Source organism: Niallia circulans (assembly GCF_003726095.1).
Lineage (GTDB): Bacteria > Bacillota > Bacilli > Bacillales > Cytobacillaceae > Niallia > Niallia circulans_A.
Genome location: NZ_CP026031.1, coordinates 499704 through 517739, shown reverse-complemented (window position 1 = coordinate 517739; position 18036 = coordinate 499704). Strand labels below are relative to the sequence as shown.

The 18036-nt window shown below is 33.6% G+C and carries 15 protein-coding genes and 1 pseudogene; 3 read left to right on the top strand and 13 right to left on the bottom strand.

The window, feature by feature from the left end; all coding sequences use genetic code 11:
* Positions 1-146: 146 nt before the first annotated feature.
* From C2I06_RS02315 to C2I06_RS02300, 4 genes are all read right to left on the bottom strand, one after another.
* Positions 147-1331, bottom strand: coding sequence for a Ger(x)C family spore germination protein (locus tag C2I06_RS02315; RefSeq protein ID WP_095333082.1), 1185 nt, complete (start codon positions 1329-1331; stop codon positions 147-149).
* A 289-nt stretch (positions 1332-1620) separates the two neighbouring features.
* Positions 1621-2805 (bottom strand): NAD(P)/FAD-dependent oxidoreductase, encoded by a 1185-nt coding sequence (locus tag C2I06_RS02310; RefSeq protein WP_095333084.1) that lies wholly within the window; start codon positions 2803-2805, stop codon positions 1621-1623.
* A gap of 117 nt (positions 2806-2922) precedes the next feature.
* Positions 2923-3348, bottom strand: a complete 426-nt coding sequence (locus C2I06_RS02305; RefSeq protein WP_095333086.1) for a DUF1641 domain-containing protein — start codon at positions 3346-3348, stop codon at positions 2923-2925.
* Positions 3349-3925: 577 nt separating this feature from the next.
* Entirely contained in the window at positions 3926-5170 is a 1245-nt protein-coding gene (locus C2I06_RS02300; RefSeq protein WP_095333088.1) for an ATP-binding protein, read from the bottom strand.
* 223 nt (positions 5171-5393) lie between these two features.
* Here C2I06_RS02300 and C2I06_RS02295 point away from each other — a divergent pair.
* Positions 5394-6739: pseudogene (locus tag C2I06_RS02295) on the top strand (amino acid permease).
* A 76-nt stretch (positions 6740-6815) separates the two neighbouring features.
* Here the strand turns inward: C2I06_RS02295 and C2I06_RS02290 are convergent.
* Complete coding sequence (locus C2I06_RS02290) at positions 6816-7724, bottom strand: TetR/AcrR family transcriptional regulator (protein ID WP_095333092.1); 909 nt, start codon at positions 7722-7724, stop codon at positions 6816-6818.
* A 276-nt stretch (positions 7725-8000) separates the two neighbouring features.
* On the opposite strand from C2I06_RS02290, the gene C2I06_RS02285 reads away from it, so the two are divergent.
* Complete coding sequence (locus tag C2I06_RS02285; RefSeq protein WP_095333094.1) at positions 8001-9533, top strand: DHA2 family efflux MFS transporter permease subunit; 1533 nt, start codon at positions 8001-8003, stop codon at positions 9531-9533.
* A gap of 91 nt (positions 9534-9624) precedes the next feature.
* On the opposite strand, the gene C2I06_RS02280 is transcribed toward C2I06_RS02285, so the two are convergent.
* Complete coding sequence (locus tag C2I06_RS02280) at positions 9625-10665, bottom strand: 2,3-butanediol dehydrogenase (RefSeq protein WP_095333203.1); 1041 nt, start codon at positions 10663-10665, stop codon at positions 9625-9627.
* A 204-nt stretch (positions 10666-10869) separates the two neighbouring features.
* On the opposite strand from C2I06_RS02280, the gene C2I06_RS02275 reads away from it, so the two are divergent.
* Positions 10870-11757: a LysR family transcriptional regulator gene (locus C2I06_RS02275; RefSeq protein ID WP_095333096.1), complete on the top strand. Its 888-nt coding sequence runs from the start codon at positions 10870-10872 to the stop codon at positions 11755-11757.
* A 22-nt stretch (positions 11758-11779) separates the two neighbouring features.
* On the opposite strand, the gene C2I06_RS02270 is transcribed toward C2I06_RS02275, so the two are convergent.
* The 7 genes from C2I06_RS02270 to C2I06_RS02240 form a co-directional block, all read right to left on the bottom strand.
* Positions 11780-12388, bottom strand: coding sequence for a VanZ family protein (locus tag C2I06_RS02270; protein ID WP_164463602.1), 609 nt, complete (start codon positions 12386-12388; stop codon positions 11780-11782).
* 17 nt (positions 12389-12405) lie between these two features.
* Positions 12406-13641, bottom strand: coding sequence for an FtsW/RodA/SpoVE family cell cycle protein (locus C2I06_RS02265; RefSeq protein WP_095333100.1), 1236 nt, complete (start codon positions 13639-13641; stop codon positions 12406-12408).
* Positions 13634-14050, bottom strand: coding sequence for a PadR family transcriptional regulator (locus C2I06_RS02260; RefSeq protein ID WP_095333102.1), 417 nt, complete (start codon positions 14048-14050; stop codon positions 13634-13636). The genes C2I06_RS02265 and C2I06_RS02260 overlap by 8 nt, the downstream gene beginning before the upstream one ends.
* Entirely contained in the window at positions 14035-14586 is a 552-nt protein-coding gene (locus tag C2I06_RS02255) for a sigma-70 family RNA polymerase sigma factor (RefSeq protein WP_095333104.1), read from the bottom strand. Before C2I06_RS02255 ends, C2I06_RS02260 begins: the two co-directional genes overlap by 16 nt.
* Positions 14587-14804: 218 nt before the next feature.
* Complete coding sequence (locus C2I06_RS02250) at positions 14805-16085, bottom strand: MDR family MFS transporter (RefSeq protein ID WP_095333205.1); 1281 nt, start codon at positions 16083-16085, stop codon at positions 14805-14807.
* A 177-nt stretch (positions 16086-16262) separates the two neighbouring features.
* Positions 16263-16907: an SGNH/GDSL hydrolase family protein gene (locus tag C2I06_RS02245; RefSeq protein ID WP_171509500.1), complete on the bottom strand. Its 645-nt coding sequence runs from the start codon at positions 16905-16907 to the stop codon at positions 16263-16265.
* A 140-nt stretch (positions 16908-17047) separates the two neighbouring features.
* Positions 17048-18028, bottom strand: a complete 981-nt coding sequence (locus C2I06_RS02240; protein ID WP_123257378.1) for a metal ABC transporter substrate-binding protein — start codon at positions 18026-18028, stop codon at positions 17048-17050.
* Positions 18029-18036: the final 8 nt, after the last annotated feature.

The following is an 18036-nucleotide window of genomic DNA, read 5'->3' as shown; positions in this document are numbered from 1 at the left end:
ATCCTATTTTCTACTTTTTTAAATAATTCCTCTTTCTAAAAATACAAAAAAATCACCTTCAGAACGTTGACAAATATCCTAATTGTGACTAAAACGTTTCTTAAGTCGACTCCCTGAACAACTTTTTCTATCAATAAGCCATTTGCTTATTTTATATTATTGCTATTGTTTCGAAATCCACTCCTTTTTATTTCTACATTTACATGCACATTAATCTTCGCATCTTTAAAACCTGTATCCCAATTATCTTCATATTGTTTAAAATGCTTGTAATCTTGATCTCTAAATATTTCTCCCAATCCAAATATATCTGCGACATATTCTTTTTGCATTTTTTCAATCAACTTACTAAATTCTTTTTCAAGATAACGGTTTGTTTTGTCTTCAAAATCTTCAAACGCATTTGCTTTTGCAGCTTTTATCCCTTTCTCAGAGCCATCTAGAATGGATTCAGCTTTAATAAATATATCAAATTGAGGTCGGCCATTCACTTGTCTAGCTTTAATCTTTGTCTTAGAATGCATAACACGCAAGCCGAAAAATTTGTTCTTCTCATAGGGGATGCTCAAGGAGGTCTGTTCCAACTTACTTTGAATCCACACTAACATCCTTGTATCATTTAAATCCAAATATCCTTGCAGCTTTCCATTTTTAAAAATTGCCAATGAATCAATTTTTGCTATCGCCCCTGGTACTGTTGTTTTAATGTTATCAAGGTTCCACCCTTTTTCTTTTTCCCCGTCAATTTTCATAGCGGACAAAACAGGAACTTGTCCAGGTGATGAATAGGTACGGATAAAATCATTTAATTTAATGCCTGGAGTTCCTCCCCATTCCTTTAACATATTGTCTAGTTGGGGAAATATTTTTAATGAGGAAACTTTTTGATAATCATTCGTTATTCGCAAAAAATCTACTGCCTCTGTATCCCTTGCTACAACTATATTAAAGTCATCTCTTATCTCTCTGTCCCTATCAAAATAATCCATAAAACTTAGAATACCCTCTCTGGCAATATCCTCCCCGATAATAAGCAATCTCGTATGTGAAAAAACTAAATGGGTTGATATTGCTGTATTAAACTTATGGGTAATCTCCCCTACCGTATCTCCTTCTATCGAGTAGACAATCGCAGGGGCTAAACCTTGAGCAGTTCTTGGATTTAATTCAGCAGCAGAAGTACTCTCTATCGAAAGTTTGTATTTATGTTCTTTCCCCTTATCTATTGCTATCCCCGTTACAATCGAATTTTGATTTAATTCCGAATGATCCCAACAACCAGCTAAAAACAAGATGGATACAATAGATATACATAATAAACAGCGCTTCATATTTTTAGACTACTCCCTTTGTATCGTCAATATCTTCCTTCCTCTATCACTAATTAGTATGATAGAGAATCAAGAAAAACAGACAATTACACCTTTTTCAAAGATAATAATAGTTTGTGAAAAAGAACGAAAATTATCCTTTATATCCTTACAATTCTATTAAGAAAATGACATAAATAACAGAGATAGTTGTGACAATAAGAGGAATAGTCCATTCTCAAGTGGATACAAATAAAAAAAGATGAGGACAGGGCTAATACACTGTCTCTCATCTTTTTCTTCTTTATTATTAGTAAGCTAAGCTGAATAGCCCTTTAATATGTGATAAGTAACGAATATTACTTGCTTCTTTCATTAAGGAAGCAGGTAATCCTTTTAATGGAGTCGAGCTGCCTCCAACGATTGCTACACCATCTTTTCTACCAAGACTTGCAAGTGTACCAGAATTAATTGGGTTAAATGTATCTAATGCTTTATTTTCAAGGTAAGCATATAGATTATATCCAATTAATTCTCCCATTTGCCAAGCAATTTGAGCAGTTGGTGGTGCTGGACGACCATCCCCATCAGCAGGGAAGTAAACAGCACTATCACCAGCTACAAATACATCAGGGTGTGAAGTAGATTGTAGGAAATCATTTACAGTTGCACGACCACGATTTACTTCTAATCCAGAAACTCCAACAAGTGGATTTCCTTGTACGCCGCCAGTCCATACAAATGTATTAGCAACAATTTGTTGACCATCTTTTAAATCAATTACATTGCCAGACACATTTGTTACTGGTAAGCCTGTTAAGAAAGTAACACCACGGTTTTCCAAACTCTTAGTAGCACGTTCGATTAAGTCTTCTGGTAAAACAGGAAGAATTTTCGGACCAGCTTCTACTAATAGTAATTTAATATCGCGGAAATCAACGCCATATTTTCTTGTTAATCCTGGTAAGATATCAGCAAGTTCACCAACAAGTTCTACACCTGTTAGTCCGCCACCACCAATTAATATTGTTGCATCTTCTTGTTTTCTTGATTTAGCATATTCACGAATACGCTCTTCTACATGATTGTAGATTTTGTTTGCATCATCTGCTGATTTAAGAACCATACTGTTCTCTTCAAGACCTGGGATACCGAAGTATGCTGTTACACTTCCTAGCGCTACTACTAATGCATCATAAGATAATTTAGTTCCATCGCCTAAAGCAACTTCTTTTGTATCTACATTGAAAGAATCAACAGCAGCAATTTTTAAGTCGATGTCTTTGCCTTTAAATAATTTTTCTAGTGGCATAGCAACAGCTTTTTCAGAAACATTACCTGCTGCTAAGCGATGCAATTCAGTAATGATTTGATGTGTTGGATATTTATTAATAACGGTTACTGTAGCTTCCGCTTTACTGTAAAATTTACGAACATTTAAAGCTGCTAACAGGCCACCGTATCCAGCACCTAAAATAACAATATGTTTTGACATAGTAAATCCCCCGTCCTTATTACATTTAAAAGTATTGGCAGGCTCCCCTGTCAGTTTTCACATAAATAAATTCTTTTATTAACGCCATTACTGACTAAAGGAAGACTACTTGAAAGATTATTTATTATTGCGTTCTGACATGATTTGAAGATAGCTCTGTAAAAAACGGAACATCTTTTGTGCTTGTGGGTCTTTTAACATTTTCATTAAACCGAATACACCAATTGTTTCATTGCTTGCATCTGCACGATCTTTTGCTTCGATAGCAGCGGATGCCATTCCTTTAACAGAATGAATAACTGGTTCGAACATTTCCGTTGTTGCCCCAACGATATCACTTTTAAATACTTCATCTTGGGATAATGATTGAACAACATCATAAGTTTTAGATAAACCATTAACCATTTCAGTTAACTTTGGTAGTTGCTCCATTAATGTTGTCAATGATTCTTGTACCTCAGGCTTTAGCAACTGATCCAATAGGTCTTGATTTGTTGCAGTCAGTTGTTTTTCAGCATTGGTTTGCGCAGTAGTTTCTGACATAACTGATTCTCCTTTACTATAAGCACTTAGCTTAAATGTTATTAACAAATGTTTTGTGATTCTATGCACAAAACTTTGCAAAAAGATAATTTTTAACTAACTCTAGTTAGAATAAATGAAGGTATGTACAAAACTTTTTGAGTCTCTTTTTCTACAAACTAAAAGAAGATGTACAACCTCTCCATTATTAAACTCCTCTAATATAATACCACTTTTTGAACAAAAATAAATGTAAGTTTGACAAAAAAACAGAGTTTTTTTCAAGAAAAGTGATGTTTATCACGAAAAGAGAGAATAAAGTCATAAAACCAACAAAATAAATTATTAATCAAAATTGTCATATTTTTTACTCTATAAACTATTATGCTAAAAAAACAAGTTACTATTCATTTAATCTGTAGACCCCCCTCTTGATAATCGAAAGTTTAAATAGGATATTAAAACTCTTCCTGTCGACAAACTGTACCCATTACTCCTTTAAACTTCTATAAACTACTTACAAACACCTGTAATCGTTTACCACTATTTTCACAAAAAAGGAAGGGGCAGTTCTTAATCTCTGCCCCTTCCTTTTTCCTTATTTATGGTTAAGTGGAAAAATTACAGAGCAAGTCGTTCCCTTATTTATTTTACTGTTGATTTTAATTTTGCCATTCAAATGATGAATAATATTAAAACATACCATCATTCCAACTCCCGTTCCTTGTGTTTTTGTTGAGTAAAAAGGCGTTCCGAGTCTCTGAAGTTCGTCTTCCGACATTCCTTTGCCATTATCCTTAATATTTATCCTTAAATGATTTTCTGACAGTTTTGCAGAAATAATCACTTCCCCTTTGTCTTCGATTGCTTCAATCGCATTCTTTATCATATTAATAAATAATTGCAAGATTTCATCATGCCCAGCTTCAATTATACAAGTTGTTTGAACTTGATTATAAATTTTCACATTATTTAAAAGAGCATATGGATACATCAGTTCTTCTACTTTTTTGATAATCTTCGCTAGCACGATCTGTTCTTTTTTCCCTTGATTTGGTCGAGCAAGTGATAAATAATCATTTATTATTTTTTCAGCTCTCACCAATTCTGAAGATATAAGTAAAAGCATTTCTTGTTGTTTCCCAGTAATATTAGAATCTTCTTTTAATAAATGTGTATACCCTTTTACTACTGTTAACGGATTACGTATTTCATGAGCTACAGATGCAGCCATTTCGCCAATCAGTCGTATACGTTCAGTTTGTTGCATTTGCTCTTGCTTTCGTTCTTGATAAGAAAGTGATTCTATTAAATAAATTGCGATACTAAGGGTAACAAGATGTGATAAATACAAGTAAATCACAAACATAATAGTTAGTTTATTTGTAAAAAATGAAGTAGCAATTACATCAATACTTATTGGGATAAGTGATGTGGAACAAGCAATCATTATTTTTTTTCCATATGTTTTAGCCTGCTTGTACATTTTTATCGTATAGCACAAGACTGGCACTGTTAATAGAACAATGATAATAGTAATCATTAGCCCTTCATTATATCCAATCATATATCGGTAAATCGCCATAACCATAGTAGTTAATAACCCAGCCGGTAAGCCCCCATAAAAAAAGGCGACCAACCATGGAATCGTCCTTAAATCATAAATATGTCCTGGAGCAATTTCTAATGACAATGCCATGGCTAAAATTAATATCGTTGAACAATAAAAAGCTGTAAACAGACGAGTATTCTTAATTTTCATTTTATGAAAATAATAGAAGTAAATAAAAATTGGTACGACATTCAATAATAAAACAAATAAATAATTGTCAAATCTAATCATTTTTTCTCCTCTAAAATAATATCTCCCTGTATCTAAGTTACCATCATTCCACTATTATTTCATCAGTAAATATTATTCTTTTTTATTACAAAGTTGCTATAGTTTAATCTATTTTTTAATGTTTATTAGTTATACAAATAATTGCCGAAAAAGCTGACATACTAATAAAGGCTACACTATCTATTTTGTAATTCCTTCATTATTACTTAAAGAGGAGAACACAATGACAAATAAAAAAGCAGATTCAAAATCAGAAAATCTTAAATGGTGGCAGTTATCATTAATTGGTGTGGGCTGTACGATTGGAACAGGGTATTTTCTTGGTTCCAGCCTTGGAATAATGGAAACAGGCCCATCCATTGTTTTCACCTTCATTTTAGCAGCGATTGGTACGTATATTGTTTTTAATCAATTGGCAAAAATGACGGCGGAGGATCCACAGGAAGGGTCGTTTTGTTATTATGCAAATAAAGCATTTGGCCCATGGGCAGGCTTTAGTTGTGGCTGGAATTATTGGTTTTCTAACATTCTAATCATGGGAAGCCAACTAACCGCTCTCTCCCTGTTATCTCAATTTTGGTTTCCTAAAGTCCCATTATGGGTATTCGCTTGTATTTACGCTGTTCTTTCTTTGTTTGTTGTTTTTCTAGGAACAAAAGGATTCGATCGTGTAGAAAATTATTTGGCTATTATTAAGACAGCAGCCATTATAATGTTTATTGGTTTAGCTGCTGCTGCTGTTTTCGGTTGGATTCATGGAGGCAATGGTGCTGTTTCTGTCCCTAAATCTATAGACGACCTTTTTCCTAAAGGCTACAAAGGCTTTTGGATTTCTTTACTATTTGCATTTTATGCATATGGAGGAATTGAGGTTATTGGGTTAATGGCAATGCAATTGAAAGATAAGAAGGATGCACCAAAAGCAGGTACAAATATGCTCATCATTCTCGTCATAATCTATGTTCTTTCATTAGGATTAGCAACAATATTAGCACCGCTCGATCAATTTTCCGAAAAAGAAAGTCCCTTCGTAACAGCGTTATCGGAGTATCACTTAACCTTTTTCCCACATGTTTTTAATGGTGCTATCATTATTGCAGGATTCTCTACCATGACAGCTTCTTTATTCGGTGTAACCAGTCTATTAGTAACTTTAGCAAAGGATGGAGACGCTCCGAGAATTTTCCAAAAAAAACTTAAAAAGTTTAACGAGCTGCCTCTCCCTTCTTTTATTCTTGGAGGAATAGGGCTCTTTGCATCTGTTGTTGCTGCCCTTTTATTACCCGGGAAAATATTCGAATATATTACAACAGCTGCTGGAATTCTTTTACTATATAACTGGACTTTTATCCTTCTTTCTTCCTTTAAAATACTTAAAGGAAAACTATGGATAAACTAAAGTCTTCCTTTGGGATTTTACTTATTATCACAGCTATCGCAGGTACCATTATTGAAAAAGAAGTCCGTATCGGTTTTTTTGTAAGCTTAGCATTTGTCCTAATTATCGCATCAGCAACTTTTTTCATGCGACATAAATTGGGGAAAAACAAGGCGGGTTGTGCAAAATAAACAAAATTTCAATTTATAAAACAGAATAAACCAAGGAAAAGTCAACGTTTAAGCTGTGACTTTTCCTTCTACCCTGTCATTGATTCCGTTTGGAATATACCTTTTTTATACTATCTCTAAGTTTTTGGACCTTTTTAGCATATGGTGTCTCTTTTACCTCTTGCATCAGAGACATTAATGCACTTTCCATTAAAAAATACCTCGGGTATTTGATCTCTATCTCTTCTTCGATAAATGTTAACAATTGTTCTATTTTCTCTTGACTAGACAGCAATTCTTTATCTTTTTTTAAATCTGCTTTAAACGCATAAATCATACAAAGAATTTCCTTCTTTCCCACATCCTCATCACTCATGGATTGAAGGGCAATCCAATTATAAAGCGTATCTGGTTTTATAAGGACTTCATTAGATTTAGATAGATGGTTAACCATCTCAAGCACCCGATTTACACAGTATTGCACAATTTGATGTATATTTGCGTGATCTTGATAGATTAATGAATGCACAAAAATACTAGAATGAATCATTCCCATTAACATAATAGAACAATCTAATAAATACGTTTTATTTTGTGCACCACATACATCAACTAACCGATTATAAATCCAGCTGAGCTCATGTATTCTTCTATTTTTAATATAATTTTTTAATTCTTCATCCTTTGTAAAAAGAATTTCTTCAAATAAAGAAATGATTTTATATTGGTTATTTGTTCGAATCAACATTTCAATTTGTTTGATAAACAGGGTGCTATCTGTTTCGTCTTGCCCCATTAGTAATTGTTTTCTTTGCCATTCCAATTCCGTATAAATATTTTTAAAAATTGAAATTAACAATTCATTTTTACTGGAAAAGTAATTATAAAATGTACCTTTTGAAATTTTACTTGCAGTTAATATGTCTTGGATCGATGTCTGCTGAAATCCCTTTTCAATAAATAATTCATGTGCTTTATCCATTACTTGCTTTTTACGTTTATTCATTTAACCACCTTGAATATAAAATTAGACTACCGGTTCAATTTATATAGTAGGTCATTTAGAACAGATTTACAATCATCCCAATAAAAAAGGAATCGTTGGATTATTGTGATAGCAATGTTTCTACTAAAGAAAAAAAGTGGAATTAATAAGAAATTATTTTTTACTTAGGGATTCTAAACATTTTTATTGCATTATTTATACTACAGGTATATTATTATTTAAGCTTAGATCCAATGGATAAAAAGAACGTAAAGTTCATAGGGAGGAATTGTTTTAATGAACACAAATGCAACATCGAATGAAAAAAAACCGCCATATGGCATTATCGTTATTTTAATGGCAGGTGCCTTTGTCGCATTTTTAAATTCAACGCTTTTAAATATCGCTTTACCATCTATTAGTGCGGATTTCAAAATTGATCCTTCTGTTGGCCAATGGCTGGTAACTGGATATATGCTTGTAAATGGAATTATGATTCCAACATCTGCCTTTTTAATTCAAAAATATTCAACGAGAAGATTGTTTATAATAGCAATGTCCCTTTTTACAATTGGTACATTAATGGCTGGCATGGCTCATTCTTTCCCAGTACTATTGCTTTCAAGAATGATACAGGCTTCTGGTTCATCCATTATGATGCCTGTTTTAATGAACTTCTTACTTACCAGCTTTCCAGTTGAAAAACGTGGAAGTGCTATGGGTGTTTTTGGTCTTATCATGACTTTTGCTCCAGCAATCGGCCCAACATTATCAGGGTATATTGTAGAGCATTATGAATGGAGAATGTTGTTCTATGTTGTTTCACCAATTGCTATCATTGTGTTAATATCAGCAATTTTTAAAATTAAAGACAAAAAGGAAAAAGTAGATATTCATATCGATCTTTTATCTGTCATATTGTCTAGCTTAGGTTTCGGCGGATTACTATACGGATTCAGTTCAGCCGGCACAAAAGGCTGGAGTAATATTCATGTTTATGGAACTTTAATTATTGGTGTGATAGCCCTTATTTTCTTTGTTCTGCGTCAATTAAAAATGACTACTCCAATGCTAGAGTTCCGAATCTTTAAGTATCCGTTATTCTCCTTATCAGCAGTAATTACTGTTGTGGTAAACATTGCACTATTCTCTGCCATGTTGTTAATGCCAATGTATATTCAGACCGTAAGAGGCATTTCACCATTCCACTCTGGTCTCTTATTATTGCCTGGTGCGATTATTATGGGGATTATGTCTCCTATTACAGGAAGACTTTTTGATAAATATGGAGCAAGGACGCTTGCCTTAGTTGGTTTAACATTGACTGCCATTACAACATATATGTTTAGTCAATTATCCATGACCACTACGATAACTACACTTGTTCTTATCTATTCCTTGCGTATGTTTGGAATGTCTATGGTTATGATGCCGATTATGACAAATGGTTTAAATGAATTACCGTCTCGAATGAATCCACATGGGACTGCTTTAAATAATACATTGTCTCAAGTTTCTGGGGCGATTGGTTCTGCAGTTATGATTACATTCATGTCACAACGTACAAAAACGCATGGTGAGGAACTGGCTGCTAAAGCAATGCAAGAAATGAGTAATACAACCACTCAGCCAACCCCCGAAGCAATTGCTACTATGAAGGAGCAGCTGGGAATGCAAGCAATGCTTGAAGGAATTAATGATGCTTTCCTTATTTCTGTTGGAATTGTCATCGTTGCACTTGTTCTCGCAGCATTTGTAAAACGTGCTGTTCCGCCAAAAGATGCAGAGCAGCAAACTAGTCCAGCGAAAATGAAAGAAGCAGTAGAATAAACAAACAGTCAGCGTCAACCGCTGACTGTTTTTGTATAAAAAACAAGGATGTTCCTTTAATGGACATCCTTGTTTGCTATCATTACTTTGTTTATTCTGCACTTACTAATATCTTCACTTGATTTTTTTCAGATATCAGCGATTGGAAACCCTCTTCAACCACTTCATCTAATTTAATCTTTTTAGTTACCAATTTATCTGCTGAAAAATAGCCTTTTCTCATTAAATTTAACACACTTGGAAATACATCTCGATAACCAATAATCCCCTTAATAGTACGTTCTTTAATAACAATATCATTAGGGAGAATTTCAGCCCCTTTTTCCCAAATACTTACTATAACAGTTTCTCCAGAAATTGTAGTAGATTGAATGGCTTGTCTTAAAACTACTGGAACACCAGTTACTTCAAAAGAGACATCTACTCCACCATTTGTACGGCGAACAAGTTCTGCAACTACATCTTCATAATCAGCTGGATTTACAACAATTGCACCAAGTTCTTCTGCTTTTGCCTGGCGTTCAGGAGAAAGCTCAACTGCATATATATCTGTTGCTCCCGCTGCCTTTAAAGCTTCTATTACTAACAGTCCAATTGGTCCACAGCCAAAAACTGCTGCCGTATCCCCTGCCTGTATTTTACTTGATCTTACAGCGTATAAAGCAACAGCAGAAGGTTCTACTAATGCGCCTTGTTCGTAGGATAATTCATCTGGCAATTTATGCAGTAATTCTGTATCGACAGAAACATATTCAGAGAAACCTCCTCCGCCACCTGCTAAACCAAGAAATCCCATATTCTCATCTAAGTTATAAGCACCTTGATGACCATGTGTAGCAAAAATAGGTTCGACCACCACACGATCTCCCACTTGATAGTCAGTTACGCCTTCTCCAATTTCTACTATTTCTCCAGAAAATTCATGTCCTAATGTTACAGGAGCCACTTCATTTGTTAAAGGATGTGGTTGATCCACTGGTATAAAGATAGGACCTCCTAAATATTCATGTAAATCACTGCCGCAAATTCCACACCACTTTACTTTAAGTTTTACCTTTCCTGGCGCTACTTGCGGTTCTTCTATGTTCTCTAAGCGAATATCTTTTTGGTTATGCCATCTTAATGCTTTCATTTTTACCATACATCCCCTTTGACCTTAATAGGTTTATAGCCGTATCTTTTATTTTGAGCAACTTGTTATTTAAGGCCTTAAAAAACTTAAGTTTCAGAAACAATTTAATTATAGTACTTATATGATTAATTTAAAATTATATTATAATTAACTATAGTTAACGATTACTTAACTATATTCTAGTTTTTAAGAAAGGAGCTACATATGAATATAGAACAATTAAAATATATTGTTGAAATCTCTCATTCCAGCTCTTTAAAGACAGCTGCAACTAAGTTGAATATTTCTTTACCTGCGCTTAGTCAGTCCGTAACAAAGCTAGAGAAAGAGTTGAACATTGAAATTTTCCATCGCTCTAGAAAGGGAACCTATCCAACTGAGGAAGGAAAAATACTCATCCAAAAAGCTAACGGCGTACTAGAGAAATTACAAGAGTTTTTAGATGAAGCTGAAAGCTTTGTCCATATCCTCAAAGGTGAGTTAAAAATTGCAACTTTCCCTGGACCTCTGGATTTATTAGCTGATCAGATTACTTTATACAAAAAAGAATTCCCTTACATAAAGGCATCTATTGAGGAAGATAACTCACAGCATATTATTGAAAAAGTAAAAAAAGAAGAAGTAGATATCGGTTTCATTATTTATACAGCGGAGGATATCAAGAAAAACAGTAGCTTGCGTTTCCATAAACTATATGATGGATGCATGGTTGTAGCAGTAAATAAAAACTCACCTTTAGCAAACAATGAATATATTACAGAGAAAATGTTAATAAACCAGCCAATTATTTTGTATAATGATCATTCTATTTTAGAATTCGTGCAAAATTTAGCTATTGTCGAAAATGACATGGAAATTCTATTTACAACCAACAATGTGGAAACTATTCGGTATGCCTTAGAAAGAAATACAGCCATTAACATTGGCTATGATTATGCATTTAAAACAATAACTGGGTTAGCAAACAATGATAGCTATGTAACTCTGCCTTTCGTTGATACCATAATAAATACCTATTACTTTGGATATATTTATCCAATAGACAAAGGTATTTCTAAGGTAGCTAAAGAGTTCTTAAATAGGCTGACATAAAGTTAGCCTATTGCCTGCTGCATTATTTACTATTCTTTCTCACGCCAGAATCTTTCCCTTTATGAAAAAAATTCTGGAAGATTTTATAAAGACTAAACCCAAACATAATCCCTAAGGCATTTAATATTACATCATCAATATCCGTACTTCTCCCTATGAATAATTGAAGGATTTCTATTAAAAGAGGAATACCAATAGCTATCCAAAATAGGGAGGAAAACTTTCTGAATGCTTTCCATAATAATGGGAGAAAAATACCAAAAGGGACAAAAATAACAATATTCCCTAATAGATTGACCCGTGACACTTCATTCCAATTACTTACTTGATCATTTTCTAGGGCAAAATAGGAAATAATCGTGGCAAAAGGGATAAGATTAATACTTCTTAATCCCTCAGACCATTGAATAGAAAGCTGCTGCTTACCATCCTCCACTATCAAATACCAATGGGGAATAATGGTCTGGGATGCTACCCCTATGCAGAACATCACAAACAGGAAGAGGAGGGTTTCTTTCATCCATACTATTTGTTGTGTTTTATATTTAACGTATAAATATCGACTTAACAGATAAATTGGTGATCCAATCAATATGTAAATAATCATTGACTCAAGATACATTCTAATCATATCGTGCCCCCCACACATTATTGAAAGTTTTTTCTACGAATAATACTTAAGATAAGACCAATTAATAAAGCATTAATAACGGTTGGAACAAGACCATAGCTTATGAATGGCAAGGATAATGAAATAACCGGTAGAAGTCCTACACACATTCCTAGATTATAAACAACTTGAACACTATACAGTGTAATAGATCCTATTAATAGAAATTTCGCATATGGATGCTTTATTTTTTTGACATTGGCGATCATCTTTAGAATAAGTGCTCCGAATAACAATACAAGAATTACAGCCATCATGTATCCAAATTGATAGGTGATTTGCAGAAAAACTGTGTCTGTATTATTAATAAAAGTTAATACTTCCATATCTGGTGAACCAACCCATTTTAAATCAGCCCACATTTTTTGGCGATATAAATAAAAATAACCAGCTTCTTCGGCATATCTTTCAGGAAATAGAAATGCCATTAGTCTATTTAATTGATAACTTCCTCTTGTAAGAAAAAGAAGCCCTAAAAGAAGGATTGTTCCTATTCCATATGTAATAAGGACTTTCCTTTTAGAAAAGCGGCTCCAAGATAGCATGATTGCGACTGTAAAAATATAAATAAAAACAGTAGAAATACTATCAAATCCGAAGAGAAATAAAACACATGAAAAGAAAAATAAGCACAAGAAAGAAACATATGTAAATTCTTTCTTACTAAAAAAGGAAGCCCAGGCTAATAAAAAAAAGGGGATGGCCATTATGCCTTGGAGTATAATTGGTCCAATTTTTATATAATTCATTCCATTAATCATAAGATTGCCAAAGAAAATAATAGATATCAATAACAACGATCCTATTGAATAAAATAAATATCCAAAATCAGCAAATTTACGATAGTCCACATACATAAAACCAATGACTATTGCAATCCCTAAGAAAGTCATTAATAACTTTAGCGTGATAAAATGAAAAGAAGAAGATAATGCTGGCAATATTCCTATCATTAACAGACTCACTGTTAAAATAACGATAGCCCAATCAATCGTTGGACGATAGATTTCACTTAACTCTCGTCCCAATTGGGAAGGACTTCCCATTTCATTAATTGCTTTTTCTTCTGCTTCGTTTTCTGTCCACCCTTTTTTCATCCATCCCTTTTTTGCAAGTTGGATATGATACTCCATTTCTAATTTAATCGATTCCTTTGCTTCTTTCGATTTCACTTGCTCCGTCACTTTATCTAAAAATAAATGTTTATTATTCATTTACGTACACCCAATCTATCAGTTCTCTAATATTTTTGCTGCGTCCCCCTTCTGCTGCCAACTTTTTTTCGAGCTTTTTTCCTTTACGGTCTATATGGTAATATTTTACCTTGTTATTGTCCCACTCTGATGCAATTATATTTCTCTGTTCCAATCGATGCAGAAAAGTATAGATAAATCCTTCTTGATTCTCAAACTTTTGAAAGCCGCGAGCACGTAACAACTCTGTTAATTCAAAACCAGTTTTTCTAGTATGAAGTAATTGCAAAGCTGCTAAAAGAATCTCCTCTTCCTTATTCTTTATTTGAATTTTTTTCATAATTTCTTTGCGATGCTCAGCAGTAAATGAAAGATGATTAAAATAAGTCTTTTTCAAACCAGCTTGAAGGTTTTTTAGTCGTTTTTCCATTTTTCTTCATCTCCAATCTTTTTTAATAATTGCTTCGCTCTTCTTAATCGGGTTTTGATCGTATTTTCATTAACCCCTATTATCCTGGCAATCTCCTTTATCGTTAATTCTTCGAAATAAAAGAGGAAGATAATTTCTCGATACAGAATAGGTAAACTCATCACAGCCTGCACAAGCCATTGTTCTTCCTCTTTTTGAACAATGGTTTGTTCAATATTTTCTTTACTGTCTTCTCCATAAATATATTCGTCATCCACTTTTATAACATTTTTTGTATACCAGCTTTTCAAATAATCTTTACAGTGGTTAATAGCAATTCTCCAAATCCATGTTCGAAAACTAGATTTCCCTTTATATTTATGGATGGAATAATATACTTTCACAAAAATATCTTGTGTTAATTCTTCTGCGATCGCTTCATTTTTGACATAAGAAAAGACTAAATGTAATAGCTCTTGTCCATATGTAGTCATAATTTCATCAAATACTTCTTCTTTATTGTCTATTTCTTTCCAGCATGCTGACAATTCTTCCAAAACAATAAACCTCCTTACCTAATAATTAGACGACATACAGGAGAAAAAGGTTTGGATAAAATCATGTAAATCAATCCCCTTATTAGAATTAAAGCCTTTAAAAGAAAAAACACCTTCCTAATTAGTTATAAAAATAGCCATTAGGAAAGTGTTATATTAGAAAATGATCAGATTATAAAGCCCACGTCCAAGCTGGAAATTTCCATCCTTTATACTCCTCATAGTGGTTTCACTATATTTAACTTTCTTTTTTTTGTTTCAAATTGTTTGAACATCACTTGATAAATGAACGCACTTATTATCGCTAATATAGCAATAATGAAGAATGTCCATTTAAATCCGAACCAGGCACTCATCGGAATGGATAATGGAGCAATCATTTTTGAAAAAGTGAACCGCAGACTTGCTGCCGCAAAATATTTACCACGTTGATCCTCGGGAGCAATCTCAGAAATAAAACTTTGTTGAATTCCTGCTGTCATCAACTCTGCAAAACTAAATAAGAGCATGGCGAACATTAACCCCCAAATTAAATTAGTTTGGCTAAACATGATAACTGCAATCGCATAAATAAAGGAGGAAATAATAAAAACATTCTTCTCTTTAAATTTAGACATCCATCTTGTAACAATTATGGTAAATAAGGCTACGACCAAGCCATTTTCTGCAAGTATTAATCCAAAAGCTTGTGTACTTTGAATTTCTAGAGACCAATTGCCAAGAGAAAATAAGTTTTGTGTAGCAACCATTTCATCTACATAGACTGGTAATAATAAATCTAGTTGCATAAAGGTTTGCCCTATTAATACTCCCGCTAAAATAAACAGTAAGAAAGTTCGGTCTCTTACTATCACCTGATAATCTTTTAACTGTGCCCCAAGCGCCATAGCCCAATTCTTTTTCTTATTATCTAGTTCTTTATATGGCGGAGCCGTTTCAGCAATCCAAATTTTTAATACCATACTCAATATAATATTTAATAGTCCAGCTGCTAAAAGGAGGAAAAAACGGTAATCTTTATAAAAGAAACCGCCAAGAATCGGACCAATTACTACTGCAATATTGGTAGAAGTATAAAAAATAGCAAAAACACTGCTTCTGTCTTTTTCTTTTACTACATCGGCAACCATCGCTTGGCTTGCTGGCCAATAAATACTAGTAAACAAGCTGATAACAGTGAAACAGATAAAACTAATAGCTGGGGAATCAAGCCACGGAGAGCTAGCAAAAGCAAAGATTAAATAGGCAATTCCTTGGGCAAGACTTGATATTACCATCATTTTCTTTCTACCGAATTTATCAGCATAATAGCCGCCAAGCAAATTGGCAACAACAGAAAAGGCTTGAGAAAGTATTAATAAGAATCCTGCAATTGATTTCCCAAAGGATTCTGTAAAGTATATCGCTAAAAATGGGAAAAACATCCAAAATGTTACATTAACAGTTGATTCACCAGCAAGACGAATCTTTAAATTCCGATCCCAATCTCTAAGTCGCATCGTCATGATAGTTGTCACTCTCTTTCTATTTATTTCCCCTATCATACCTTGATATTTCGGTTTAGGAAAGACTTTCTTTTCTATTATGATGATGTCTCTATATCCTTTTAAATAGATTTTAAATTAGTTAGTCTATGGATAAGAGACATGTTTTCAATCCTTTCCTCTTTTTATCGATTATCTAAAACTACTTTTATCTTCCTTAAACTTTTTGTATACCTGTAACCATGTTTGCGCCATTAGCATATTACCAGCAGAATTCATATGTACTCCATCTGTCGTTAATACTTGATTATTTTGTTTTTGTAAATACTCCATGAATACTTGATGTGTAGGCACAACCACTGCATCATATTTGGCTGCTATATGATGAATGACTGTTACATAATCTTTTAAAAGAATATTGCCTTTTGCTTCAATCGCTTCCTCAATAATGGTTGGCTCCATCAAAAAAATACTGGCATTTGTATGTTTTTTTACTTTTTCTAATAAACGTTCGTAAATAGCGCTAAATTTAGCTGGAGTAACCTGTTCTAGTTGAGGTTGGTCTAATTGTCTCCATACATCATTAATTCCAATTGATATAGAAACTAGATCTGGACGTAAGGTGAGAACATCTGCTTCCCAGCGTTGTTCTAAGTCAGTGATTCTATTTCCATCTATCCCTTTATTAACAATATTCGGCAAGACTTCTGGTTGATTAATAGTAAAGTAGTCTTTAATATAACGAACATAGCCATAACCAATGCCTTCCCTATCTTCCATTCTTCCCGCCTGTGTAATACTATCTCCTATAAACAAGAATCGTTTATTTGCTTCCATCCCAATCATCCCTCCATAGAACGTTTTCATTTATACAATAGCATGTGGTTCTTTCGCAAGGCAACCATCGATTTCTCCCATACAAAAAGCCTCAATTGGAATTTAAAAAACTCCAAGAGAGGCTATAAGAGAAGAGTCAATTATTGTTGTGCCTGGACAATTTTTTCTAAGTTACGTTCCATTACCTTAATATAATCCATTCCACTTTCTTCATCTTTCTTGCTTAGTGCTTCTAAAGTGCTTAGTACTTCTGTTCTTGCCCCAATTTCAGTGGCAAGCGTATCTGCAACTTTTTGCGAAGCCGTTTCTTCAAAATAAATAACGCTAATATCATGTTCTTTTGCAAAATCTTTTAATTCCGCTAATCTTTGTGCATTCGGTTCTTGGTCTGGTGATATCCCAGAGATTGGTACTTGAGTTAATCCATATTCACTTGCTAAATATCCAAATGCAGCATGTTGTGTAATCATTTCTTTTTTCGCTACTTTGCTAAGATCATCACTATATCTTTGATCAAGTGCAGTTAATTTTGCAATATATTTTTCACTATTTTTTTGATATGTTTCTTTATTATCAGGATCTACTTTGATTATGCTCTCCGTAATTGTTTCTACTTCTTTAATCGCTAACGCTGGACTTAACCAAACATGAGGATCTTTCTCATGACTATGCCCATCTTCCGCCTCTTCACTTTCATGGTCATGGTCAGCTTCTTCCCCTTCATGATCATGCTCATCTGTTAATCCCTCTTTTAAGGTAATACCTTTGCTTGCTTCAACAAATACTGTTTCTTTATTATCAACAGCAGATTTAATTGTATCTACAAAATTTTCCATATATATACTATTAAAAACAAATAAATCTGAAGTTTGCACATTGGCGATATCTTTTGGTGTTGGCTCCCATCCATGTGGTTCTTGATTCGAAGGAATAAGTAATGTTACATCTGCCTTGTCACCAGCTATATTTTTTGTAAACTCATACATAGGATAAAAGGTAGTCATGATCTTTAGTTTCTCTTTATTTGCCCCGTTCGAATCATTATTTTCTCCTTTGCCACATGCAGCTATCACCAATATTGCAAGTAACATAATCGTTACTAATTTAAATTTTTTTCCCATTTTTATCC